The sequence below is a fragment of the Neobacillus sp. SuZ13 genome, assembly GCF_030123365.1.
In the GTDB taxonomy this organism is placed as follows: Bacteria; Bacillota; Bacilli; order Bacillales; family Cytobacillaceae; genus Neobacillus.
Genome location: NZ_CP126107.1, coordinates 1276630 through 1301759, shown reverse-complemented (window position 1 = coordinate 1301759; position 25130 = coordinate 1276630). Strand labels below are relative to the sequence as shown.

General features: G+C 37.4%; 21 protein-coding genes and 1 pseudogene. 6 read left to right on the top strand and 16 right to left on the bottom strand.

What is annotated here, in order from left to right; all coding sequences use genetic code 11:
* Window positions 1-125 precede the first annotated feature (125 nt).
* The 4 genes from QNH17_RS06220 to QNH17_RS06205 all read right to left on the bottom strand — a co-directional run bounded on the left by QNH17_RS06220 (window position 126) and on the right by QNH17_RS06205 (window position 2508).
* Window positions 126-524 (bottom strand): cytidine deaminase, encoded by a 399-nt coding sequence (locus QNH17_RS06220; protein ID WP_283879444.1) that lies wholly within the window; start codon window positions 522-524, stop codon window positions 126-128.
* Between the two features lie 25 nt (window positions 525-549).
* The gene (locus QNH17_RS06215; RefSeq protein ID WP_283877892.1) at window positions 550-720 is read right to left on the bottom strand and encodes a DUF1427 family protein; all 171 of its coding nucleotides are present in this window, start codon (window positions 718-720) and stop codon (window positions 550-552) included.
* 24 nt (window positions 721-744) lie between these two features.
* Window positions 745-1419, bottom strand: coding sequence for a deoxyribose-phosphate aldolase (gene deoC / locus QNH17_RS06210; protein ID WP_283877891.1), 675 nt, complete (start codon window positions 1417-1419; stop codon window positions 745-747).
* Window positions 1420-1566: 147 nt separating this feature from the next.
* A complete protein-coding gene (locus tag QNH17_RS06205) occupies window positions 1567-2508 on the bottom strand; it encodes a DNA-binding transcriptional repressor DeoR (RefSeq protein ID WP_283877890.1) in 942 nt (313 codons plus the stop codon).
* 184 nt (window positions 2509-2692) lie between these two features.
* Here QNH17_RS06205 and QNH17_RS06200 point away from each other — a divergent pair, with 184 nt between their 5' ends.
* On the top strand, window positions 2693-4873 hold the full coding sequence (locus QNH17_RS06200; protein WP_283877889.1) for an MMPL family transporter: 2181 nt from the start codon (window positions 2693-2695) through the stop codon (window positions 4871-4873).
* A 66-nt stretch (window positions 4874-4939) separates the two neighbouring features.
* Here QNH17_RS06200 and QNH17_RS06195 read toward each other — a convergent pair whose 3' ends face one another.
* On the bottom strand, window positions 4940-5281 hold the full coding sequence (locus tag QNH17_RS06195; RefSeq protein WP_283877888.1) for a cupin domain-containing protein: 342 nt from the start codon (window positions 5279-5281) through the stop codon (window positions 4940-4942).
* A 332-nt stretch (window positions 5282-5613) separates the two neighbouring features.
* Between QNH17_RS06195 and QNH17_RS06190 the strand changes: the two genes are divergently transcribed.
* The 3 genes from QNH17_RS06190 to QNH17_RS06180 all read left to right on the top strand — a co-directional run bounded on the left by QNH17_RS06190 (window position 5614) and on the right by QNH17_RS06180 (window position 8451).
* Window positions 5614-6729: a metallophosphoesterase gene (locus tag QNH17_RS06190; RefSeq protein WP_283877887.1), complete on the top strand. Its 1116-nt coding sequence runs from the start codon at window positions 5614-5616 to the stop codon at window positions 6727-6729.
* A 152-nt stretch (window positions 6730-6881) separates the two neighbouring features.
* Window positions 6882-8162 (top strand): ArsB/NhaD family transporter, encoded by a 1281-nt coding sequence (locus QNH17_RS06185; protein ID WP_283877886.1) that lies wholly within the window; start codon window positions 6882-6884, stop codon window positions 8160-8162.
* Window positions 8163-8172: 10 nt separating this feature from the next.
* Window positions 8173-8451, top strand: a complete 279-nt coding sequence (locus QNH17_RS06180) for a hypothetical protein (RefSeq protein ID WP_283877885.1) — start codon at window positions 8173-8175, stop codon at window positions 8449-8451.
* A gap of 99 nt (window positions 8452-8550) precedes the next feature.
* On the opposite strand, the pseudogene larC reads toward QNH17_RS06180, so the two are convergent.
* The 6 genes and pseudogenes from larC to QNH17_RS06150 all read right to left on the bottom strand — a co-directional run bounded on the left by larC (window position 8551) and on the right by QNH17_RS06150 (window position 15406).
* A pseudogene (gene larC / locus QNH17_RS06175) lies at window positions 8551-10017 on the bottom strand (nickel pincer cofactor biosynthesis protein LarC).
* Window positions 10018-10058: 41 nt separating this feature from the next.
* Window positions 10059-10817, bottom strand: coding sequence for a nickel pincer cofactor biosynthesis protein LarB (gene larB, locus QNH17_RS06170; protein ID WP_283877884.1), 759 nt, complete (start codon window positions 10815-10817; stop codon window positions 10059-10061).
* 27 nt (window positions 10818-10844) lie between these two features.
* On the bottom strand, window positions 10845-12317 hold the full coding sequence (locus QNH17_RS06165) for a gluconokinase (RefSeq protein ID WP_283877883.1): 1473 nt from the start codon (window positions 12315-12317) through the stop codon (window positions 10845-10847).
* A gap of 137 nt (window positions 12318-12454) precedes the next feature.
* Entirely contained in the window at window positions 12455-13255 is an 801-nt protein-coding gene (gene larE, locus QNH17_RS06160) for an ATP-dependent sacrificial sulfur transferase LarE (RefSeq protein WP_283877882.1), read from the bottom strand.
* Window positions 13256-13343: 88 nt separating this feature from the next.
* Entirely contained in the window at window positions 13344-14114 is a 771-nt protein-coding gene (locus QNH17_RS06155; protein WP_283877881.1) for an SDR family oxidoreductase, read from the bottom strand.
* Between the two features lie 23 nt (window positions 14115-14137).
* Window positions 14138-15406, bottom strand: a complete 1269-nt coding sequence (locus tag QNH17_RS06150) for a nickel pincer cofactor-dependent isomerase, group 22 (RefSeq protein ID WP_283877880.1) — start codon at window positions 15404-15406, stop codon at window positions 14138-14140.
* A 237-nt stretch (window positions 15407-15643) separates the two neighbouring features.
* On the opposite strand from QNH17_RS06150, the gene QNH17_RS06145 reads away from it, so the two are divergent.
* Entirely contained in the window at window positions 15644-16825 is a 1182-nt protein-coding gene (locus QNH17_RS06145) for an ROK family transcriptional regulator (protein ID WP_283877879.1), read from the top strand.
* A gap of 446 nt (window positions 16826-17271) precedes the next feature.
* Here QNH17_RS06145 and QNH17_RS06140 read toward each other — a convergent pair whose 3' ends face one another.
* Together QNH17_RS06140 and QNH17_RS06135 are read right to left on the bottom strand one after the other, a co-directional pair.
* Complete coding sequence (locus QNH17_RS06140) at window positions 17272-18663, bottom strand: amidohydrolase (protein ID WP_283877878.1); 1392 nt, start codon at window positions 18661-18663, stop codon at window positions 17272-17274.
* A gap of 25 nt (window positions 18664-18688) precedes the next feature.
* Window positions 18689-19936 (bottom strand): MFS transporter, encoded by a 1248-nt coding sequence (locus QNH17_RS06135; RefSeq protein ID WP_283877877.1) that lies wholly within the window; start codon window positions 19934-19936, stop codon window positions 18689-18691.
* Window positions 19937-20144: 208 nt separating this feature from the next.
* Here QNH17_RS06135 and QNH17_RS06130 point away from each other — a divergent pair, with 208 nt between their 5' ends.
* Entirely contained in the window at window positions 20145-21959 is a 1815-nt protein-coding gene (locus QNH17_RS06130) for a helix-turn-helix domain-containing protein (RefSeq protein ID WP_283877876.1), read from the top strand.
* A 73-nt stretch (window positions 21960-22032) separates the two neighbouring features.
* On the opposite strand, the gene QNH17_RS06125 is transcribed toward QNH17_RS06130, so the two are convergent.
* From QNH17_RS06125 to QNH17_RS06115, 3 genes are all read right to left on the bottom strand, one after another.
* Complete coding sequence (locus QNH17_RS06125; protein ID WP_283877875.1) at window positions 22033-22893, bottom strand: sugar phosphate isomerase/epimerase family protein; 861 nt, start codon at window positions 22891-22893, stop codon at window positions 22033-22035.
* Window positions 22894-22896: 3 nt separating this feature from the next.
* Window positions 22897-23901 carry a Gfo/Idh/MocA family protein gene (locus tag QNH17_RS06120; RefSeq protein WP_283877874.1) on the bottom strand — a complete coding sequence of 335 codons (1005 nt, stop codon included), beginning with the start codon at window positions 23899-23901 and terminating at the stop codon, window positions 22897-22899.
* Window positions 23902-23969: 68 nt separating this feature from the next.
* The gene (locus tag QNH17_RS06115) at window positions 23970-25130 is read right to left on the bottom strand and encodes a Gfo/Idh/MocA family protein (protein ID WP_283877873.1); all 1161 of its coding nucleotides are present in this window, start codon (window positions 25128-25130) and stop codon (window positions 23970-23972) included.

Sequence of the window (25130 nt, the reverse complement as noted above, 5' to 3'; positions counted from 1 at the left end):
TTATTTTTGCTATGTATATTATGTTCCATATTGTATTTTCCAATTCAAGGTGATTTCCCACACCAAATAAAAAAGAAGTTTATCACAATTGGATAAACTTCTCGATTATTTATTTATTTATTTATTTATTTATTTAGATCCTTTGGTGAAAAAGCTCCTGGTAGTAAATCTTTTACAAGGATTTTTTTAATATCGCCTTTTAAATTTGTAAGCACTACTTCCATTTCCGCATCACAAAGTTCAGAAATAACCTGACGACAAGCCCCGCAAGGTGAAACCGGCCCTTCAGTATCCGCCACGACAACGAGTGAAGCAAATTGTGTAATCCCATCAGAATACGCTTTAAACAGTGCTGTTCGCTCTGCACAGTTGGTCATACTGTAAGCTGCATTTTCAATATTGCAGCCGTGGAAAACTTGCCCATCTTTTGATAATAGTGCTGCACCAACTTTGAAATTGGAGTAGGGTACGTATGCAAACTCTCTTGCTTTATTTGCTTCTACAATTAAGTCTTTCTTTTCCATCATGTTCACGCTCCGTTAAGGAAATTTATTGCTGAACTAATTTAGTAATCCAATCAAGAAGCACGCCGCCAAAATACACCCCGAAAACACCAACAACTGCGGAGAAAACAGGGGGAGCAGGTAATGGAAGCTTTAAGAATTTAAACAACATACCAACTATTAAACCGGCAATTAAAGCCATTATTACGTCTCTCATTGAATTAACCTCACAATTGATTTATTAGTAATTGCTTAAGGATAGCTCACCTTTACTGATTGAAACGCCAGAACTTGCACCAATTCGAGTTGCTCCTGCTTCAACCATCGCAAGTGCATCTTCACGGCTGCGAACCCCACCTGAAGCTTTCACACCAATTTCTGGACCCACGGTTTGACGCATCAAGCGAATATCCTCGACAGTGGCTCCGCCTGTTGAAAAACCTGTAGATGTTTTTACATAGTCTGCCCCAGCTTTTACAGAAATTTCGCATGCTCTAATTTTTTCTTCTTTTGTTAATAAACAAGTTTCGATGATTACCTTCACCAATGCTTTTCCTTTAGCAGCTTCGACTACCGCACGGATATCTCTTTCTACTAAGTCATCTTGGTTATCTTTTAGAGCACCCACATTAATAACCATATCGATTTCATCTGCTCCATTTTCGATCGCATTTTTTGTTTCAAATGCTTTCGTTTCAGGAGTAGTTGCCCCAAGTGGAAACCCAATTACGGTACATACTTTCACTTCTGGAGTGTCAGCAAGCATACCAGCAGCTGTTCGAACCCAAGTTGGATTCACACACACAGATGCAAATAAATATTCCTTTGCTTCTTCCACTAGCTTTACAATTTCTTCTTTTGTTGCATCTGCCTTTAATAATGTATGGTCAATCATTCCTACTACATTCTGTGTCATATTCTACGTCTCCCTTTTAATTAAATTTTATATATAAATGTTTTTGTCGATTATCACAATGTAACTATATCAAATATAATGAACATTTGTAAATACATTTATGAACAAATGTAAAACTTTTTCATCCTACTTAAAGACAGTCTATATTTAGTTCTTATCCAGCAAGAATTGTGCTGTAAACTGGTCTGTAACTAGCACGTTTGCAAACCCGCCTTTTAATGCCCCGTATATTCCCTCAATTTTATTTGGCCCGCCTGCTACAAGAATGGAATAATCTTTTTTCTTTAATTCATCCAAATTTACTCCAAGTGTCCTCTCATTCAGGCTCTCGTTGCACACTTCGCCGTTTTCATCAAAGAAACGGGAGCAAATATCACCCACAGCTTTTCCATACAGAGATTCTAAGTCACTCTCTGTAAAATAGCCTAATTGAAATAATAAAGAATCTGTTTTAATTGGTCCGATCGTAAATAGAGCAATATTCGCCTGACTACCTAGTTCAAGGATTTTCCGGATATGGCGATCAGCCTCCATTGCCTGTTTTACAACGACATGATCCACTATGGCTGGAAGTGGAAGATTGTGTGGTGTAGTATGAAATGCTTTTCCAAAAAGATATAAAATCTCTGATGCATACGTATTGGTTTCAGCGTGACTGACACCACCCTTTAGTTGGACAACTTTTACCCCTTTTACAAATTTCTGTTTTAATTCAATGGCTATATGGTAAAGGGTCGTTCCCCATGTTACACCAATTATGTCATCATCCTTAACAATTTGATCAAGATAAATAGCTGCTTTTTCCCCAAGATAATTTTTTATAATATGGTCTTCATATTGCGGAATTGAAGCGACAACCGCCTTCTTCAGGTTGAACTTGTTTTCAAGTTGTCTCGCTAGATTCTCAACATCTTCCGTCGGATCCATTATATTAATCTGGACAATTCCATCACTTTTTGCCTGTTGTAGTAAACGCGACACAGTGGGACGGGAAACCCCTAGTTTCTTGGCAATTTCGTTTTGATTATAATCCAGCAGATAATAGAGCTTTGCTGCTTCAATGACTTTCGTTAACTTTTCACGATCCACTGTTATCACCTTATCGTTTATTATTTTCTCTTTATTGTAACAAAAATAATAAACGAAATCACTTTTGTTTTACATTTGTAAAAATCATTATGAATATAATTTCAGCTAATACAAGTGAAGCTAAGCGTTGAACATGAATTTTCAGCCTCTTTAATGGGGAACAATTATTATGAGAGGAGGCGATATGATGCAGAAATTAGGCGGATTTATTTACCAAAAGCGGAAGTGGGTTCTGGTAACATGGGGGTTCATTATTTTACTATTAGGTTTGTTTGCATTAAAACTGCCTGACGTTCTTAGTGGAAATGGTTTTGAATATAACGGGGAATATACTAAAACACGCAACCTTCTCGAGCAAGAATTTGGATATGCTAAATCCTCCATTATTCTTGTTTTTGAAAAAGACAAAGCCATTAGTAATGAAGATTTCAGACAATACATACTAGCCACCTTTGAAAGGTTATCAGGCTTTGATGATGCAGAGCAAACGATTTCCCCTTTGGAACGAGCAGGAATGTTAAAAGCACAATATGCCTATGGACTTCTTACTTTTAACAAGAATGCTGAAAACCTTGGGACAGAAATCAACAAATTAAAGCCTTTACTAGTAAATAAAAAGGGGCTAAAGGTCACAATGACCGGCGAACCGATTATTGTCCAAGACCTTAATACAGCAAGCCAAGAAGATTTAGCAAAAGCGGAAATGATCGGTCTGCCAATCGCTTTAGTGGTTCTTATCCTTGCCTTTGGAGGACTTATTGCTGCGTCACTCCCGATTGTCATTGGCGTAGTTTCTATATTATGTACAATGGGAACCGTTTACTTTTTTAGCTATCGTGCTGATTTAACGATCTTTATTTTAAATATTGTTCCAATGATTGGATTAGCGTTAAGTATTGATTTTGCCTTATTATTTATAAATCGATATAAAGAAGAAGTGAAGACAAAGTCGATAAAGGATGCTCTTGAGATAACAGTTTCTACTGCTGGTCGTTCGATTATTTTTTCAGGACTCTGTGTTTTTATTGGTTTATCTGCATTGTGGTTTATCAAAATCGATATTTTTCAGAATGTTGCGCTTGGCGGAATGACTGTTGTGTTTATTTCTGCCGTTTGTGCCTTAACCTTTCTTCCTGCGCTGCTTGGCGTTTTAGGAGATAAAATCAATAAATTAAGTATTTTACCCGCAGTGGACAAGCAAACGATAAGTTTTTGGCATCATTTTGCTAAATTTGTCATGAAGAGCCCTATTCTGATGACTATAGCAGCCCTTGCAATTCTTTTAGCAGGATTGATTCCTGTTAAACAAATGGTTTTAGCGATCCCTGGTACAGAATCCCTGCCCCCAAATTACCCTTCAAGAACTGCTTTAGAAATCTATAAAGACCATTTTGTTGCTAAAGAAAAACGGGATGAGAAAAAAGTCATCGTGGTCCTTGAATCAAGTGGTAACATTCTTCATATGAATAATCTAAAAAAAGTGAATAACGTGATTAAAAACATTGAAAACGATGCTCTTGTGAATACCGTTCATTCACCCTTTTCAGCTACTGGAATAAAGGATGTAAACCAGCTTTATCAAGTACTCACTTCTGGGAAAACGACAAAGGCAGCCCCAATTATCGACTACTTTATTAGAGATAATAAAATGCTCTTAGAGGTATATTTAAAAACTGGTGAACATTCTGCTAAAGCAAGACAATGGGTAAGTGACTGGTCAAATAAGAATTTAGGTTTAAGCGCTTCCTTCGGCGGATCGATAAAATTCGAGCAAGAAATTTTTTCTGAAATATATCAAAAAGCACCAGATGGGCTATTATTGATTGTTCTCTCGACTTTCGTCATATTAATGGCAGCATTCCGTTCCATTCTTATACCATTGAAAGCAATTGTAATGAACATACTAAGCCTGAGCTGCACCTTTGGGATCCTAGTCTGGATTTTCCAACAAGGGCATTTTGGCGTCACACCTGTAGATATTGCGTTAATTTTACCTGTATTTGTTTTTACTCTTGTTTTTGGACTATCGATGGATTACGAAGTGTTCCTTATCTCGAGAATTCAGGAATTTTACTTAAAAACTGGAGATAATAGTGAAGCGACTATATCTGGATTGACTTATACTAGTAAAATTATCACTTCTGCTGCAGCCATTATGATTGTCGTTACAGGTGCATTTGCTTTTACCGGCGTCATGCCAGTTAAACAACTAGGAGTAGGAATTGCTATAGCAATTTTTATAGATGCAACCATTGTGAGGATGGTGTTAGTTCCAGCACTGATGAAACTACTTGGCGATTGGAACTGGTGGTTTTTTGGCATCAAACATAAAAAACGGCATATGACTAAAAAAAAGCCAGCCTGACCTAAAATACAGGCTGACTTTTTTTGTATTTCACACTATAACCAGCACCTCTTAACATTGTTCTGCCTAGATGTTCTTTGTATAAATTTCAGACGGTATTTTGCTGAGTACTACATACAAGCTAACTGGTTCTTTCCCGGTATTGTTAAATGACATTTCCTCCTCACTTTGAACATGGATTAAGTCTGCCTCAGAGACTTCTGTTTCTTTCCCATCAATACTAATTGTGCCGTTACCGGTTACGACATAAATATAAACTTCTGTTCCTGGATGCTTATGAGTGGGCAGTTGTTGGCTAGGTAAAAAATTTAATACAAAAGCAGTTGTTTCACCTTTTTTGTAAATAATCCTTTTTGTAAATTTTTCTTCGCTATATTCCATATATGTTTTAACTGAATTCTTTTCCATAGATAATTCCTCCTAAATTACAATTTCTATTTTTATTTTAATTGAAAATAATTTTCAATTAAGTGAGTATGATCACATTCATTCAATATTAATTAATTTAATAGGAAAAGCCAGCTAACTTTCAGCTGACTTTTCCTATTATGATATAACCACTTCTACAAGCGAGGCACCCTTTTGTAATTCCTGTTTATTTACATTCTGGATTGTCAAAAAGAATGAGGAACTGCTTATGTTAAATTTAATGAAAGTAACATGATCACTAATCATAATTCTAGTAAGAAAACGAATACTAAGAAAACCTTTAATGCAAGACTATGAAGGAGGTTTTCAAATTGAATAAAAAAACGTTTATTTTTCTAATCATCCTCTCACTTGTTGAATTCTCTCAACCTGCCTTTTCATTTAAGGCAAAAGCTGTAAAAACACATCCTGGTGTCGTGGATTTACGTATCCTAGAAACAACTGATTTACACGCATCCTTAGTCAATTATGACTATTATCAAACAAAAGTAGACAACCGAATTGGTCTAATCAAAACAGCGACACTTATTCGGAAGGCACGGAATGAAGTACAAAATTCTTTATTATTTGACGATGGAGATCATCTGAAAGGAAATCCTCTTGGAGAATATTTAGCGAGAATTCGAGGGATACGCAAGGGAAAAATTCATCCAGTTTATCGTGCCTTTAATTATTTACATTATGATGCCATTGCCATTGGTAATCATGAATTTAACTACGGTTTAGGATTCTTAAAAGCAGCCTTGAAAGGGGCAAAGATGCCCGTCCTCAATGCCAATGTTTTCTCTGTTAAAAAGAAAAGACCCTACTTTACTCCGTATGTTATTTTGAAAAGAAAAGTGGTTGATCAGAATGGAGGAACACATCAACTAAACATTGGGGTAATAGCATTTATGCCGACACAAATTATGAAATGGGATAAGGCAAATCTTGAAGGTAAAGTTATGGCTAAACCCATTGTTGATACTGCAAAAGAATTTATCCCAATCATGAAGTCAAAAGGAGCCGATATCATTGTTGCCCTAGCCCATACAGGAATCAGCTACGGAACCTATAGCGCTGAATCAGAAAATGCAGTCTATTATTTATCAAAGATTCCGGGCATCGATGTCATATTGGCAGGACATTCGCATAATGTCTTTCCAAGTTCTGTGTATAAAAATTCTCCTGATACTAACATAGAAACAGGACAAATTAATGGTAAACCTGTCGTAATGGCAGGGGCTTTTGGTAATCGTCTTGGAATTATTGATCTCAGACTAGAAAAAACAAATGGCCATTGGATTGTATTAAAAGGGACATCCTTCACAAGAGCAATTGCTAATGATACCGGGACCTCCCTTGTTAAGAGAGATAAACGTCTTTATCAATTAATTAAACCAGAGCATCAGGAAACAGTTGATTTTATTAATAAATTAGGGCTTTAATAGTTAAAACATTCTTTACTTTCAAACTTTAGTTATATAAAATAAAGTGAATAATATAAATGGTGTTTTTATTGGGGGAGTCTGTCAAACAGGCTCCTTTTTGTCATTTTTTAAAAATGGACCATTTAAATCTTGGGAGAAGGGGTTACTACATGTCAACACAAGCTCTAATCGCACTAGGTGTATTCTTATTTACCTATGCCTTTATCGTCACTGAAAAGATTCATCGCACGATCATTGCCATGTGCGGCGGAATTATGATGGTATTACTAGGAATTGTTGGGCAGGAAAAAGCGCTTCACCATATCGACTTTAATACACTCGGATTATTGACCGGTATGATGATCATCGTTGCCATAACTTCAGAGACAGGTCTGTTCAAATACATAGCTATTTGGTCAGCAAAAAAAGTGAAAGGTGATCCATTAAAAATATTGTTGGTGCTCGGAACTATTACTGCCTTGGGATCAGCCTTTTTAGATAACGTAACAACGGTCCTATTAATGGTTCCAGTTACTTTCAGTATCACGAGACAATTACGGGTTAATCCGATTCCCTTTTTAATAACCGAAGTTATTGCCTCAAATATTGGCGGAACTTCCACACTGATAGGCGACCCGCCGAATATCATGCTCGGCAGCGCCGTAAAAGAACTTACCTTTATGGCATTTATTAATAATCTAACAGCGATAACATTCTTTATCTTATTTGTAAATATTGGGATCTTAGCATTTATTTATCGGAAGCAGCTTCGAACAACGGATGAGTTAAGGGCCAATTTAATGGACTTAGATGAAAAGGAAGAAATAACAGATACCAAGTTACTAATTAAATCTCTAACTGCTCTCTCTTTAACTATTTTGGGTTTTTTCCTGCATCAGCTTTTTCATATTGAATCTGCTACCGTTGCGTTAGCTGGTGCCTTCCTGCTGCTTCTATTAACAGGAGAAAAGTATTTAGATAAAGCATTTTTAAAAGTAGAATGGACAACCATATTCTTCTTTATCGGCCTGTTTGTATTGGTATCAGGATTAATCGAAACAGGGGTAATTTCGTTATTAGCAGATTACTCCGTACACCTAACTGGAGGGGATGTTACATCCACATCCATCTTAATTCTCTGGGTTAGCGCGATCGCTTCAGCATTTATTGATAATATTCCGTTTGTTGCCACCATGATTCCAATGATAAAAGACATGGGGGAACTTGGCATTACTAATTTAGAACCTCTTTGGTGGAGTCTATCTTTAGGGGCATGTCTAGGCGGAAATGGCACATTAATTGGCGCAAGTGCCAATGTGATTGTGGCGGGTCTTGCAGCGAAGGAAGGCCATCCTATTACATTTGGAAAATTCATGTTGATTGCATTTCCATTAATGATTTTATCAATTATTATTTGTACGATTTACATATATTTAAGATATCTAATTTAGGAGGGGTATAATGAAAGTAGAGTATAAATATAACGAACAGTTTCTCGAACTAAAAGAAACTCCAAACGGCGATGATTTTGAATTTACACTTACTTTTATTGATAACAAATGGAAGAAAAAAATCGAAGAAATTCGTGAGTATTTTGATACAAATAACATCCTAACTGATATCTATTTTTATATTCATCCGAAAAATAGGTTTCAAATAATTGTTAGAAAAGACTTTTATAATGAATTTATCATCCAGTTGTTTAAACAACAAATAGTTGAAGAAATTAAATGGGTTTAAAAAATGGCTGCCATTATACTGTATGGCAGCCATTTTTATACGCCAAATCTATTAAAATTTATCTACGAATCTTGCTTAAAATGAGGCGAGACTTTTGGCTTATTCTTCTCTTCCCAAAGCCTTCCAAACCATTTCGTAAACCTTTTTCACGGGAATATCATGAAGTTGTGCAATGCTTTTACATTCTTCAAACTCCGGAGCACATTGCACAACTTGTCCATTATATATTCCTTCTTTTACTGTCACAGGACCCCACTCTGTAATAACTTTCCTAAACATTCTTTCTAACCGGTGTACAGTTAAAGGATAATAGCGTATTCCAAGTGTGGTAGTTTCTTTAAAAAGAATTTCCTTCATAGTATTTATATGTTTCTGCGAACAAAGTAGCTGAAGTAATACGCCTGGTCTATTTTTTTTCATATAAATCGGGGTATAGAAGACATCATTAGCGCCAGCCTCAAATAACAAGTCCATCACATAGCCAAGCCATTCTCCAGGAATATCATCGAGATTAACTTCCATTTTGACCATCTGATCATCAAGATGCTCATTACTGGGAGGAAGATGAGAGATCATTAAATCATTTCCTTTCTTTTCAAAAAGAGGCATTAAATATCAAAAAGGACGTCCGCTTAAAGGTTTATTTTAGTCCTCTCCAATGACAACACGGAGCACATTGGGATGTTTTTTAAAGGTCTTCGTTCCAGCCCCATAACCAATGGATGTAACCTTCATAGATGGTATCGGGCAAAATTCTTCTGCCAATACAGCGACAATCGCTGCCCCAGTGGGAGTGGTGAGCTCGAAGCGAATGTCAGATTGTTCAATTGGTACACCTTTTAAAATTTCAAGAGTAGCCGGTGCAGGTACAGGATAAATACCATGATCAATATGGATTCGACCTGTTCCCACAGGAATGGGCGATGATTTAATTACGTCTATTCCTAATTGATGAATTAAAATAGCTGCACCGATAATATCAATAATCGAATCTACTGCCCCTACTTCGTGAAAATGGACCTTCTCTAAGGGAATTCCATGGATATGTCCTTCCGCTTCACCAATTCTTTTAAAGATTTTTAATGCTGTATTTTTCACAGGCTCAACAAAACCTGCCCCCTCAATTAAAGCAACAATGTCTTTATAAGACCGGTGTTCATGATGATGATGATGGTCATTTCCATGGCTATGATTATGATGGTCATGATGGTGCTCATGGTCGTGTGCATGGATGTGTTCGTGACTTTCATGGTTGTGTTCATGATCATGTGCATGGGTGTGTCCGTGATCGTGTCCATCATCATGTGCATGGGTTTGTCCATGAACGTGTCCATCATCATGTGCATGGGTGTGTCCATGTTCATGTGCATGGGTATGTTCATGTTCATGATGATGGTTATGGGTATGAACATTCTTCAACACCACATCAAATTTGGTACTTGTAATCCCATTTTTCACTATCTTTTTCCATGTCAACATATACTCATCATCAATATGAAGTTTTTTTAATTCTTCTACTAAACGATTCGGATCTGCTCCGGCATCAATTAGAGCTCCAATAACCATATCGCCGCTAATACCTGAAAAACAATCAAAATAAAGTGTCCTCAATTTTTCCCGGCCCCTTTTTGTGCAAGTTGATCAATTAATACTGCGTTATATCCCCCGCCAAACCCATTATCAATATTCACGACACTAATGCCTGATGCACATGAATTCAACATCGTTAATAAGGCAGATAATCCATTAAAATTTGCTCCATACCCAACACTCGTTGGGACAGCAATAACAGGATGGGAAACAAGTCCGCCAACTACGCTTGGAAGTGCCCCTTCCATACCAGCAACAACAACGGAGACCGTGGCATTTTGAATTTCCTCCGCATGACTTAACAAGCGATGAATTCCAGCAACACCTACATCATAGATCCGATGTACTGTGCTGCCTAATACTTCTGCCGTAACCGCTGCTTCTTCGGCAACTCGTAAATCCGATGTACCTGCACAAATTACGGCAATATACCCTTTTGGCTCTCCCTCATAGACAGTGTCCTCTTTCCAAAAAAGAATTTGTGCTTCTTCTTTGTAGATAAAATCAGGGCAAGCACGTTGGACAATTTCTGCCTTTTCCTTGGTAATACGTGTGACGAGCACTTGGTTGTTTCGGGCTCTTAACACTTGGATAATTGAAATAATTTGCTCAGTCGTTTTACCTTCGCCGTATACGACCTCTGGGAAGCCTTGACGTTTCTTACGATGATGGTCAACTTTAGCAAATCCCAAATTTTCAAATGTTGCTAATTGCTCTTTTGCCTCTTTGACACTAAGGGTACCTCTTTGAACCTGCTCTAAAATTTCTTCAAGCATTCATTTCCCCCCTTTTTAATATAAACTTCAAAAATGTTGGGCCATTCCGCTTGCCAACTTATCATATTTCTCATAAATAAGTTTATATTTTTCACTATTATCCTTAATAGGAACAATTGCTTCACCCATTGGGATATTCTTTTTAATATCTTCAAAGGAATGAACTTTACCAGTAGCCACTAATGCAGTCCATGCTGCTCCCCACGCTGCACTGTGATAGCTCTCCGGCACATAAATCTCCGCCTCGAATACATCCGCCATCATTTGCAGCCACAATGGAGACCTGGATAAACCACCATTTACATATATCTTTTGATGTTTCCCGGCTAACCCCTCTAAAGCCTTGCCAATTTGAAAGAGGTTAAATGTAATACCTTCTAGAACCGCTCGAATAAAATGTTCTCTTCTATGTGTGATAGACAATCCAAAGAAATTTCCTTTTGCTCGTTGATTCCATATCGGTGCTCTTTCGCCATTGAGATATGGATGAAAGATGATTCCATCGGAACCAAGTGGCACCTTTTCTGCATCCGCAAGGAAATCAGCGAAATCCCTAGGGTCATTCAAAAGATCTTTTATCCATTGTAAGGCAATCCCTCCATTATTAGATGGACCTCCTATGATAGAAAAATCTTCTGTAAAAGAATAACAAAAGTTTTCTTGATGTTCACTCATTTTAACGCCTCTTGTGAATTGCCGAATGGCTCCGCTAGTTCCAACTGAAACTGCCACTTCACCCGGGAGAATCGCTCCAATACCCAGGTTAGCCAGTTGGCCATCCGCAGCACCGATAACAAAAGGAAGTTCAGAATCAATCCCCATTTCTTCGGCTTTTAGAGGATTCATCCCTGTTAATATCTCTGTTGGAGGGACAATTCTAGAAAGCTGATCTTCATGAATACCCGTTAGAGATAATAATGTTTGATTCCACGTGTGTGTGTCTGGGTTAAATAACCCTGTCGCAGATGCCATCGAATAATCTATAACCCTCTTGTTAAACCAGCATTGAAGTAAATACTCTTTAATAGACATAAAGTACTTTGCTTGGAGGTACGGATCATATTTAGTTTCTTTCATCCACAATAACTTAACAAATGGCGTCATGGGATGAACCGGTGTGCCTGTGTTTGAATACACCCCGTTCCCCATTTTTTCAATCACTGATTCTGCTTGTAGATAACTTCTTCCATCAGCCCAAATTAAGGCTGGAGATATTGGGAATCCATTCTCATTTATACAAATGAGGGAATGCATTGCAGAAGAAAAACCAACTGAAATCAACTCACGATTTTCAATTTTGGCTTTCTCAATTACCTCTTTTATGGCTTGTACAGCTGATTGTTCAATCTCAATTGGGTTTTGTTCGACCCATCCTTGCTTTGGATAATGAAATGTGTTCATTCTCTCAGCTTCTGCGATTAATTTACCTTGAAGGTCAAATGCGCATGCTTTAACACTTGTTGTTCCGATATCAAGTCCTATCACAACTTCTCTTGACATTCTCTCCTCGTCCTTTTCACATAACATAAAGTATATTATTTATTGCAATTTTTATAATGTTATATTAAAAGGCTCTGGATATTTCCAAAGCCTTTTTTTAAATGTACTTTCCTAAACACATTGGCGAAGTGAAAGCTCTAAGACAACACCTTATTCATACTTCCACTCTGATATCCAACTAAATCTAACGTGATATATTTGTAACCATATCCTTGGAGTGCTTTCACGATTGAGTCATGGTTTTCAAGAACCTTTTTCATATCATCTGGTTCTACTTCGATTCTTGCAATCTCATCATGTGTTCGCACCCGTACTTGATGGATATCTAGTGATTTTAAATAGGCTTCGGCTTTTTCTACCTTCGTCAACTTTTCTTTTGTAATATATTCACCATAAGCAATTCTTGAAGAAAGACACGCTAAGGATGGTTTATCCCAAGTTGGCAAATCGAATTCACGCGAGAGTTCTCTGATTTCTTGTTTAAACAAATTAGCTTCTAGGAGTGGACCACGTATCCCCTTTTCTTTAGCGGCTTGCATACCTGGTCGAAACTCATTCATATCATCTGCTATGACACCATAAACCACATTTTGAAAGCCCTTTTCTTCCATGACTGGAATCAAATGATCAAATAAACTGCTCTTACAGAAATAGCATCGATTTTTATTGTTTTCTGCATAGCCTGGAATAGCAAGTTCTGATGTTTCAATCACTTGGTGCCTGACACCAATTTGATTTGCAAGAACTCTTGCCTCTTCCAGTTCACTAGAAGGGTAGCTTTCAGAGTCTGCTGTTACAGCGAGAACATGCTCAGCCCCTAAAGCATCCACTGCAGCCTTTAATAAAAAAGTACTGTCTACTCCTCCTGAAAATGCAACGACTATCGATTCCATATCTTGGAGAATTGACGTTAATTTTTTGTATTTCTCTGTTAGCATGGACCGTTTCTCCCCCAATCCCTTATCTAATTAAAGTCAGCCATTGTTAATTTATTTAATAGACTTTAGATTTATGTGCACCGGGGATTTATATTGTCATGCTTCCAAAGCCGCCATCTACTCGTACGAGTGTTCCTGTTACAAAACTCGACGCTTTTTCAGAAGCAAGCCAAACCGTAGCACCTTGTAACTCTTCCGCCTCACCAAAGCGATTCATTGGAGTATGTCTCATGATTGATTCAATTCTCTCTTTATCTAAAATTTTTCTGTTTTGTTCAGCAGGGAAAAATCCTGGAATAATTGCATTGACACGGATACCATTTGGTGCAAATTCTCGTGCTAAGAACTGTGTAACACTATTAAGACCTGCTTTTGATACGGAATAGGTAAACACTCTTGATAATGGTGTTGTTGAAGAAACCGAAGAGATATTAATAATGCTTCCTTTTCTTTCCTGTTCAATCATTCTCTTCGCAAAAATCTGACAGGTTAATACAATTCCTTTTAAATTTATATCCATAATTTTGTCCCATTCGTCCATGCCAAGTTCAAAAAATGGTGTGGCGCTATTTGTACCTGGTGCGTTTAATAGAATGTCCCAGCCACCAGACCATTGTTCAATCTCATTCGCAACGTTAACTAAGGAATCCTTTGAACTAACATCAGCAGAAAATGCCTTGGCTTCCCCGCCACTCTCATTAATTTCCTTGGCCACTTCTTCTGCTTTTTCAAGATTACGTCCTACAATTGCAACTTTGGCACCGTGGGAAGCCAAGCCTTTTGCCATAGCTGATCCCAAAACACCATTTCCACCAATTGCAACTGCAACTTTTCCACTTAAATCAAATAATTGTGCCATAATTTATTCTCTCCCTTTTACTTTTAAAATAAATTTCCATTTTCATTGAAAGGAATATCATAAAGATCAGAACATAGTTCCATATTAGGATGCTGCCTCACATATTCTAGTAAAGGCTCAGATACTTCAATTTCACTTAATACTAAGGTATTTTTAATACGGACTAATTTCACGTTTGTAAAATCTAGAATATTACATGTTTTAATTGCTGCTTGGAATGCTTGTTTATCGTTTGGTAAGGTCGTAGCAATTTTAGTTGGGGCAACAACTGTTGAAGTTAAGCCATTAGCATAAGTTCCTTCTTTATCCATCTTGTCAACAAGCCGTTGTGTCGTAAAGTCTGCTGTTCCTACTCCATTGGCATTTCCTTCAGATTGATGTGTTACATCGAGGACCACCATTTTGTTAACATCCGGTCCACCAGAAGCGTATGGAGTTGGATAACGTCCAGTAATATTAGGGTCCATTCCATCACCACTAATATTTTTGCCGATTTCATCAATGACAAGGACATCCAATTGATCAAAGAAAAGCTTTGGCAATAACTCTTTTGCTTTCTTTTGAAGCTCAGGTTCTTTATTTATTATCTCTTCTGATGTAAGTACTTCAATGATGGCTACTTTATCAAATGCATTTTCAACGGATGCAACCCCAAACAGGAAAGGGGTCTTTTCCATGATGATCTTTGCCATTGCTGGAACATTTTCTGCCATATACTTAAATCCCATTTGATGACAAGCTTCTGCCCCTTTTTGCTTTCCTAATCCAATACTAATCATCTTCATCATTCCACTTTCAACAGGACCACGAAAAGCTGTGTGTGGTTTGATACGGTTGATGACCACAATTCCATCTGCTTCTGAAGCAAATTTATCCACATAAATAGGTAATCCATTCGGCAGCTCACTTATCTTTACTACTTCCATTGAAGAGCGGATTTCGCATCCGACACTTTCTTCGGTTACCCCAAGATGTGCTAAAACTTCGCGCTGTCCCTCTGCTGTCGCCCCCCCGTGGCTCCCCATACTTGGTACAATGAAAGGTTTGGCCCCTAAATCTTTTAAAAACTTGACTGTTACCGCGGTCAATTCAGGAAGGCGATCGAGCCCCCGGCTGCCAACAGCAATTGCAATTTCCATTCCAGGCTTTACCTTTTCCTGTATATCTACTCGTTGTAATTGTGTCATCAGGGTTGAGCCAAGGTCATCGATCCTTTTGTTATCAAAGTGAACTTTGACTTTTGCCATTTTAGGAACCGGAATATCTTTTAATAATTCTTGTAGGATACCCATATTTTCTTCACTCCTTTTTTTACCTATTAAGTTTTCCACTTTCCATCCTATTCCATGTATTTATGAAATTTATAATTGATAATCTTCTTCTGTAATCCCTTACAAAGGAAATATAAAAAAATATATTTATTTAATTTGTTTACCAAACAAACTAATTACCTGTATAATAACATTATAGACAATTTACGTCAATAAATATGAGATTTTTTCCTTTTAAAAAACTAAGGAGGTTCTTTTATGCTCACTGGGGATGCAGCATTTATTAAAAAAATGAACAGGTCGATAATCTTAAGTAAAATTGTTGAGCATAAAATGATATCTAGAGCAGAGTTGGCAAAAATTACGGGATTAAATAAAGCTACAATCTCAGTACAGGTATCAGAGTTGCTGGAAAAAAAGTTTATTATTGAAACACCACAGGAACACAGAAGTTTAGGGAGAAAGCCAGTCATGCTCTCTGTTAACCGCGAGGCAGGATTTGCGCTAGGAATTGACCTAGATAAAAATTCAATTACATTTACCATATCAGACTTAATCGGTACTTCTATTCAGACCGAAATAATTGAACTGCAAGTATCAGATTATGATGTCATTCTGAAATTATTAATTGAACAGATTAATGGTTATAAAATTAAGTTCGCTTCCTTACGTTATGGTCTTATTGGGATTGCGATTGGAATCCATGGAATTATAAATAAAGATGAAATAGTCGATTATGTCCCTCAACATGGATGGCAAAACAAAAACCTAAAAAAAGACTTAGAGAATGAAATTGGAGTCAATGTTTACATCGAAAATAATGCCAACTTATGCTCGATTGCGGAAAAAGTATACAAACACCATCATAGTAACAACTTATTATCAGTTAGTTTGTATTCTGGAATTGGGATTGGTTTCATTATTAATGGTGAATTATTCAAAGGATACCACGGCTATGCAGGTGAGATTGGGCATATGATTGTTGTTCCGAATGGCCTGCCCTGCAGTTGCGGAAATTTAGGATGCTGGGAGCAATACGCTTCCGAAATGAGTCTGTTTATCAAAATGGCTGAAAAACAAAAAGATCTCCCTATTAACTTTGAATATATCCAGCATCGAATGAACGAATATGTTCCTGAATTTAATGAAGAGTTAGATCAATTTCTTTATTTTCTTTCGATTGGGTTAAATAATTTAATTAACCTTTATAATCCTGAAATCCTTGTGGTCAATAGTGAAGTGCTTCGTTTATTTTCAGATCCGGTTAATAAACTAAAAACCCTTCTTTCTTCATCAATTAGCCACTTTTCTAAATTGCAGATCTCTGAATTTGGCAAAAAGGCATGTATTATGGGAGCCTGTGCTCTAGCCATTCAAAACTTTTTAGGAGTTTCAGAGCTATGTTTAACTTTGAGCGAGGAAAGCTTTCTCGATAAATAGAATAAGCAAAAAGTAACTATAAGCCTATATTCCAGTAGGCTTTTTTCCTTTTCACTTAATTTTAATGAAAAAACGAGAAAATTAATGTAATAATAAGAAAAAGAGTGATGTGAGCACTTTCATAACCAATGTTCCCGTTTTCACGGTTTTTGTTTCCGTTTTCAGTAAGATTGTTTAAATATTGATAATGAATGATAATATGAGTATCAAATCAATAGGAGGAATTGTAATGAAAAAACTAATTAGTTTAGTAGTTGAACAAATTGAAAAACATGGTGAATACATTCCATTTCATCTATCTGAACCAGTAAAAACCAATTCACGTAAATAAAATGGAATTGGTTTTTTTTTATAAATTTAAAAAGACAGTTACTAGCAACTGCCTTTTTGTACTTTTGTTTTTTAGCTCTGTAGAAAAACCACAAATTCAAATGATTTCTAACGTTTTAAGCGTTAGTGACTGGCACCATACTATCTGGTATCCCAGGCACATAGGTCTTTCCCTTAGTGCTTGATATAAATTCTTTTTTTGCTTTTTCCAAAACATTGTCTTTGTTTAATAGTAGGTCATAAAGTGTCAACGCCATCGTTTTCGCGGCAAAATGCATGCCCTTGAAACCAATAGAAGAACCGAAACTAGCAGTGGCCTGCCAAGTATGAAATTGTACTCCTGCTGGAGCGCAGGTTGTCATGAATTGTCCCACCGGTGTAATCCAACAAACATCGCCTACATCCGTTGAAGCCCCAAATGTGGTTCCTTTTAAAAGTTTATTGTTTTGGCAGGCAATTGGCAGGACCTCTTCCATGAATTCCTCTAACCTCACTTCGCTATTGGTATTAAGGGTACTCACCAATTCTTTAGTAAAGGATATTTCTTCTTCTGTAAATTCCTGAGAACTTATCTGTAACATATTATCATAAATTAGATCATTTAAAGTGTCATTGCAAAAGGTTTCATATGGGCTCGCCACTATCTCCCATGTTACTTCTGTTTCTGTCATTAATGCTGCCCCTTGGGCAATTTTTTGCAGCCTTTTTTCCATTTCCTTAACTATCTTTTTTGTTGCTCCTCTCAAATAGTACCAAACGCTTGCCTTATCTGGAACAATGTTAGGAGTAAGTCCACCATTTGTTATACAATAATGGATTCTGGACCCGTCAAGGATATGTTCTCGCATATAGTTAGACCCTACATTCATAAGTTCAACGGCATCAAGTGCACTTCTTCCGGCATGTGGCGCTGCCCCAGCATGGGCGGTTATTCCTTTAAAATAAAATTTCATAGAAGTCATCGCTTGTAAACTGTTATTTGTAACTTCATTCGATGTGCCCGGATGCCAAGTCAATGCACAGTCCAAATCATCAAATGCACCGGCCCGTGCCATGAAAGTTTTTCCAGATAGTTCTTCTTCTGCTGGACAGCCGTAATAGCGAATCGTCCCGGGAAGTCTTGCCTGATCCATTACTTGTTTTAATGCTAATACGGCTTCAACTCCCGCTGTCCCAAGCAAATTGTGGCCGCAGCCGTGGCCTGGACCGTTTTGAACTACCTCTTCTCGTGCTGGACTTACTTTTTGCGATAATCCTGGGAGGGCATCGAATTCACCTAAAATCCCGATAATGGGTTTTCCAGTACCATATTCCGCAACAAAAGCTGTTTGCACGTTACCAATCCGCTTTTTAATATCAAATCCTGCTTCAATTAATCTCGAAATCTGCAATTCTGAAGCATATATCTCTCCATATGACAATTCAGGATTTTCCCAGATCTTTTGAGCCATATCCGTGAATGAGGGATGGTGTTCATTTATCCATTGTAGAATATTCTGTTTACACAACACTTACCACTCCTATCCAATTAAATCACATGGATTTTCCGTTATTTATCGTTAGTTTACTTTTGAAATTAAGTTCTGTTTTTGAATTAAGACACGCTGCTGCGACGATGCTCAACACTGCGCAACCGATTAAATAGATGAAAGCTGGCGTATAGGAACCGTTATTTACTTCAATTAAATAACCCATGATCATTGGTGCCAGGAATGCGCCAATCATCCCTCCAAGGTTAATAATCCCAATCGCTGAACCAATGTTACTTTTTGAAATTACTTTGTGAGGTAATGAAAAGGCTGTTGCAAACACAAGTCCATGGAATATAGTACACAATGATTGATAAAAAATGACCATCGTTACAGAAGGTGCGTTAAATAACAAGAAAAGAAACACGATGACTAAAATGGAACTTACAATCGCTACGATTTTTTCTTTTCCACTTAAGTAGGTTTGGAAGAGCTGTCCGCCTACAATTGTTCCTATAGCACCCGTAAACGCTGGAATGGATGTTAGCATCCCCATTGACAGTAGATCCAGTCCTCTTACTCCCACAAGATAAGGAGGCATCCAGGAGATTAGACCCCAAATCACCGTGCTCATACCAAACCAAATAACTGCTAATTTCCACGTGATTGGTATTTTTATAACATCTTTAAAAGATGCTTTTTGTGAAACTTCTCCTTCAGAACTGTCCTCTATCATATTTGCCGGCTTCAGATAATACCAAAGGAGCCAAGCAACAAATACACCCAAAATACCGATTACAATGAAAAGATTTTGCCACCCAATCCACACAAGTAAAGGCGTTGCAATCAGAGGTGCGATTACCCCGCCAAGTGAATTGGAGGACATCATGATTGTCTGTGCACCAGGACGCTCTCTCTTAGGAAAAACGCTCGCGATCGCTTTTGAACTTGCTGCCGGATAGCCGCCCTCACCAAGACCAAACATAAAACGAATCATGACCATGCTCATTAAAGACCAAGCCATTCCTGTTAAAACCGTAAATATGGACCAGAAAATAATAGCAATCGTAATCACTTTTCTTGAACCATACTTATCGGCAAGCCAGCCGCCAGGCACCTGCATTAAAGCATAGCCAGCAAAAAAACTGCTTAGCACAACCCCCATAACAGTCGGACTTAGTTTAAAATCTTTCGCAATTTCAACAATACCTACATTCATTGCCATCCTATCAAGATAAGATAAACACCAACCTAAAAATAGCAGAGCAAGAATCATATATCTTTTCTTATTAACTGTTATGCTATTTGGCATAATTTTCCCCCTTTAAATTTTTAATATTAATAAGGTCTTGTATTTCTCCCCTTCCTAAAGTGTGAAATCGCTTTCATAGTATAGAAAAGTTTTTTATTCTCTTCCCTATATTAACTAAATATTATAAAATATCAGATAAATCAACAATGTGGACGCTAACAATCTTTGTCTATGTTCATTGTTGAATGCAACAGTGGAGGTGAAAAGTGTGGAAAACAAAGAAGCTTTTTTACGAGAGTTAAAGTTAGAAAATCAAAAGGCACAGCATGCTATGATGAATTTGATTGAAAGCTTTCAGGCCATTAACTCAACACTTAAATTGACTGAGGTATTGAAAAAAATCATTTACAGCGCACTAAATATAGTCCAGAATGCAGATGCCGGTTATATCCAACTCTATGACGAAAATTCAAATCAATTAATTATTAAGTCCTACGTTGGTTTTAATGACAAGATCAAATCATTTAAGGTGAATGTGGGTGAATCTATTACAGGAAAAGTATACAGAGATGGCAATGTCTGCCTAATTGGAACGAAAAAAAAGATTTATGACAATATGATTGATTTAAGAAAAGAGAATTTAGACTTTCTTGAAATGTCACACTTGCACCCAAATATCAAGTCTATTTTATCAGTGCCGATTTCGTTTAGAACAAATAGAATTGGCGTAATGACACTTCATTGTTTCGATAAAGAAGAAGCTCTCAGCGAGACGGATCTCCTTTTTTTGCAGAGCTTCGCTTCTCAAGCTGCTATTGCCATACATAATGCTCAGCTTCACACGGAAGTACAGAAAAGCTTGGAAGAAGTCACACATTTATCTAAAAAGCTTACGGAAACAAATGGTCTATTAGAAAAGAGAACAGGTATCCACAACCTCTTAACCAAGTTATCGATTCAAAACCGAGGACTAGATGTCATAATTGTTGAAATGAATAAATTGATGGAAAAGAAGCTATTCTATGCGGATTACCTTACAGGAAAATGCAGCCCGGACCACCTTCCGCCTTTTATCAAAAGTCTTGATGATCTCTTTCTTCTTTTCGCTAATAAAAGTGGGCCTGCTTACGTTTCAATCTATGATGTAAATCAGACTGACTGCTATATTTACCCAATTAGATCGGGTTCCACCTTTTTAGGATGTTTGATAGTGGATGGCAGCTCCGCTCTGTCCCTGCTTGATCGCCTAGTAATTGAACAGGGGGCCCCCATTCTCTCACTTGAAATAATGAAACTTCGGTCAAAGACCGAGATAATGTATAAAAAAACCTATGAAACCTATCAACAGTTTTTAAAAACAAAAAAACCTCAGCAGGCAGAAATTCTTGCAGAAGAATTAGGAATTCAACAGCACTCATTTCACCAGACTGCTTTAATTGAGCTTGATGGTAACGCTGATTTGCATTCTCTTGAAAACGATGCCTTACTTCTACTAACACATTTGAAGAAAAAAATTCAGCCCGAAAACAGTCTTCTTTTCAGCTACAATAACAAGATTACCTTTTTTTCTTCCTATTTAAGCACCGATAGAGAATTAAAATTCGTAGAAATAATTGAAAGTACCATTAATTGGTGGAATCAGCAATTTAAGATATCTGCCAGGGCTGGTATTTCCACAGGGCACTACTTTCCTGGGCAGGCAGAGGAAAATCATGTGAAGGCCGAGAAAGCCCTTCTCCACTTAAAAAAGCAAAAGAAAAAGGGCGTGCTCCATTACAAGGATATCGGTATCAGCAGACTATTTTTACATCATAATTCTGAAGAAATCGCTTCCTATCTGAATGAGACGTTCTCACTATTGAAATCAGATAAGAAAAACAGCGAACTCTTGCAAACCCTTTTTACTTATGTACAGAATAACCGTTCCATGACGCTAACTGCGTTTGAACTACATATTCATGCAAACACACTCTATAACCGCATTAAAAAAATAGAAGAAATTCTTGAATTAGACTTCAATCAATATGAGGACTATCTAAATGTACAGCTGGGAGTCTACCTTTATAAAACCTTTATAAAATAAAAGCCAGTTTATAATAAAAGTGTCAGGCACCGCGAAAAGACTTAGGTCTTTAGGTGGTGCCTGACACCGAAAATTAAAACCAGTCTGCAAATCCTAGTTCTCGCATGTGTTTTGCTGAAGTTTCTAAGCAATCAAAAGGGTCACGGCCATAGGTATCATCTTGTTCAACTAAGAAATACTGTGCGCCACTCTCTAGACCAGCTTCAGTAATCGCCTTGATATCAAGATTTCCTTCTCCAAGTTCCGCAAATTCAATTGTATTCGTGAAGACTTGCATGAATTTAGATAGATCACTAAAGTCAACTTTATCTATATCCATCTGTCCGATTCGGTAATCTTTCAGGTGAATTAAAGAAATGCGACCAGCGTATTTTTTAACAAACTCAACCGGGTTTACGCCTGCTCTTTGAATCCAGTGAACATCTAACTCAAAACCAAGTTTTGTTGTGTTATTTTTTATGATATCCAATAAATATTCGCCATCATATTTTTGGAATTCAAGGTGATGTGTATGATAATACAATTCAATTCCATGCTCAGCTAATCTATGGGCCATCGCTTCTGCTTTTTCAATAAAATCCATGATTCTATCTTTATGACCCATACAAGTTAACGGCAGCATTCCGATTCGTAAAAAATTACAGTCGAGAGTCTTACAATCATTTACGATTTTTTCAAAATCATTGGTTAATGTCTCGCCAGGCGCGCCAGGGAGCATTGGCTCTAGTGCAGCTGAAAGCGCTGCTATTTTGATATCAAAGTCAACACTAGCTCTCCTTAATTCTGCTACATTCTCAGCTGTCATTGGGATCTGTGATACCTCTACAGCATGATAGCCAAGCTCACTTACTTTTTTCATTGTTTCATAGGCACCTAGCTCTTCAACTTTACCTTTAAGCATCATCATTTGAACGCCAATTTTCCCTTTTTTCATTTGCTACCCCTCCATCTTAATACTTTGTTTTGTCTCTGAAGAAAGTCGAATAGCATCAATCATTTGAATAGATACGACCGCATCCTTTGCATGAACATAATCATGATTGCCCTGTAAGATACAGTTATAGAATTGACTGATTGTTTTTGCATGGCTGGCACCATAATAGAATTTTGATCCAGGCAGCTTAGCATCTTCTACCAAATCTTCCTTTTTTCCCTCTTCATTTATTCTTGTGAGAATGCTGTCTTTAATGATGAATTTACCCTTTTCAAGATATACTTCAAGCTCTACACTGGAGTTCTCTGGATTGGCATTGGTTGAAAAAAATAATCCTCTTGCACCATTTTTGAAGAGTATATGTGCGGAAGCAGTATCTTCAACTTCAATCCCATAATCCAATAATTGGTCCACTGAACCTCTTATTGATTCTATTTTTCCGCCGACTAGCTGTATTAAATCCAGTGTATGAAGGGATTGATTGATCATGGAACCACCACCGGCATACGCCATTTTTCCACGCCAAGGTTTCACATCATAGTAAGCTTTTGGTCTATACCAGGCCACCAATCCTTTAACTCCAGTGACCTTGCCATATTCGCCGCCTTTGACAATCTCCATAAGCATTTCAAAAGACTCATTATAACGGTTTTGTAAACAGACACCGATTTTAACATCACTATGGTCTTCCTCTAGTTTTACAAGTGCCTGTCCTTCCTCAGTGTTCATGCCCAACGGCTTTTCTTGAAAAACATGAACTCCCGCTTCTACACAATCTTTTGTTACAGGATAATGTAAATAGTGAGGCAGACAATTATGGACAACATCAAGATTTTCTTTTTCAAGCATCTCGTTATAATCCGTATAAAAGTTTACCCCTAGTACGGTATCTTTTAATGATTCATCAAGATCACATATTGCTACCAACTCAGCATTCGGGTTAGCTTGTATAGCTGGAATATGAATTTTTGAAATATCTCCAAGTCCTATTACTGCTACTTTTAGCATTTGCTCCACCCCTTTTTTTGAAACGAAGTCGGGAGCGCATTAACGCCCGAGTTCGTTTCATGTGATCGTTACTTTCTAACCGGATATTTACCTTCTTCGGCAATCCGTTTATTTAATTCTTCTAGGAATAAATCTTCATCAAATGGTACTTCTATTTCCTTGCCTAACCAGCTTGATAGGTGCATCGCATTTGCAAGTCTAACACCATTAATTCCATCGCTGCCAGGAGCTAATAATGGGGTACCTTCTACAATTGCAGAGGCAAAGTCTTCTAATACAGCAATGTGCTGTTCGCCCCAAACATTACCAAAATCAAGTACTTCCTCAGTGAAAATATCACCTGCACCGCCGCCCATAAACAGCTTCATAACATCTGACATATCCATGGAATTACTCATTTCATTCTCAGATTGTTTCAGGCGCTTAATTGTTACTTTCTTACTATCGTCTACCACGATTTTTCCTTTATCACCATGGATTTCTAAACGGTCTGTCCCTACTACATCGTGTGTCTTAGTAACAAATACACCAGTAGCACCATTTCCATAATCAAATACTGCAGTTACATCGTCTTCAACCACAATATCTCTTTGATAGCCATAGTTTAATTTTGCATAAACCTTTTTCGGCATGCCGCACATCCATTGAAGCAAGTCTATTTGGTGTGGCGCTTGGTTTACAAGGACACCACCGCCTTCTCCGCCCCAAGTTGCTCTCCATTCACTTTGATTGTAGTACCCTTGAGGTCTCCACCAGGTAGTAATAATCCAATTGGTACTGCGAATACTGCCAATTTCACCATTATCAATAAGTTCTTTTACTTTTTTATAAAGTGGATTTGTACGCTGGTTAAAGAAGATTGCAAACTTAAGTTCAGGTTTTGATGCTGCAAAGTCGTTTAACTCTTTCACTTGTTTTGTATAAACACCAGCTGGTTTTTCCACTAATGCATGTATGTTTCTTTTAAGTGATTCGATTCCCATTTCAGGATGTAGGTAATGGGGAACAGTTGTAACAACTGCATCAACATTACCACTTTCAAGCATATCGATATAATTATCGTAGAAAGGAACACCAGGATACTTCTCTTCAGCTACTTGTTTTTTAGCAGGATCATTATCACAAATCGCACCAATCACCATGTTTTTAACTTTTCCTTCAGAAATGAAATTAGCGTACATACCACCTTCTGCACCTAATCCAATAATCCCTAATCTTACATCTGCCAT

Bases quoted from the DNA above. Each gene is read 5' to 3' on its own strand.
- QNH17_RS06220 (WP_283879444.1), bottom strand. From the start codon at position 524: ATGGAAAAGAAAGACTTAATTGTAGAAGCAAATAAAGCAAGAGAGTTT.
- QNH17_RS06215 (WP_283877892.1), bottom strand. From the start codon at position 720: ATGAGAGACGTAATAATGGCTTTAATTGCCGGTTTAATAGTTGGTATG.
- deoC (WP_283877891.1), bottom strand. From the start codon at position 1,419: ATGACACAGAATGTAGTAGGAATGATTGACCATACATTATTAAAGGCA.
- QNH17_RS06200 (WP_283877889.1), top strand. From the start codon at position 2,693: ATGATGCAGAAATTAGGCGGATTTATTTACCAAAAGCGGAAGTGGGTT.
- QNH17_RS06195 (WP_283877888.1), bottom strand. From the start codon at position 5,281: ATGGAAAAGAATTCAGTTAAAACATATATGGAATATAGCGAAGAAAAA.
- QNH17_RS06185 (WP_283877886.1), top strand. From the start codon at position 6,882: ATGTCAACACAAGCTCTAATCGCACTAGGTGTATTCTTATTTACCTAT.
- QNH17_RS06180 (WP_283877885.1), top strand. From the start codon at position 8,173: ATGAAAGTAGAGTATAAATATAACGAACAGTTTCTCGAACTAAAAGAA.
- larB (WP_283877884.1), bottom strand. From the start codon at position 10,817: ATGCTTGAAGAAATTTTAGAGCAGGTTCAAAGAGGTACCCTTAGTGTC.
- QNH17_RS06165 (WP_283877883.1), bottom strand. From the start codon at position 12,317: ATGTCAAGAGAAGTTGTGATAGGACTTGATATCGGAACAACAAGTGTT.
- larE (WP_283877882.1), bottom strand. From the start codon at position 13,255: ATGCTAACAGAGAAATACAAAAAATTAACGTCAATTCTCCAAGATATG.
- QNH17_RS06155 (WP_283877881.1), bottom strand. From the start codon at position 14,114: ATGGCACAATTATTTGATTTAAGTGGAAAAGTTGCAGTTGCAATTGGT.
- QNH17_RS06150 (WP_283877880.1), bottom strand. From the start codon at position 15,406: ATGGGTATCCTACAAGAATTATTAAAAGATATTCCGGTTCCTAAAATG.
- QNH17_RS06145 (WP_283877879.1), top strand. From the start codon at position 15,644: ATGCTCACTGGGGATGCAGCATTTATTAAAAAAATGAACAGGTCGATA.
- QNH17_RS06135 (WP_283877877.1), bottom strand. From the start codon at position 19,936: ATGCCAAATAGCATAACAGTTAATAAGAAAAGATATATGATTCTTGCT.
- QNH17_RS06125 (WP_283877875.1), bottom strand. From the start codon at position 22,893: ATGAAAAAAGGGAAAATTGGCGTTCAAATGATGATGCTTAAAGGTAAA.
- QNH17_RS06120 (WP_283877874.1), bottom strand. From the start codon at position 23,901: ATGCTAAAAGTAGCAGTAATAGGACTTGGAGATATTTCAAAAATTCAT.
- QNH17_RS06115 (WP_283877873.1), bottom strand. From the start codon at position 25,130: ATGGCAGATGTAAGATTAGGGATTATTGGATTAGGTGCAGAAGGTGGT.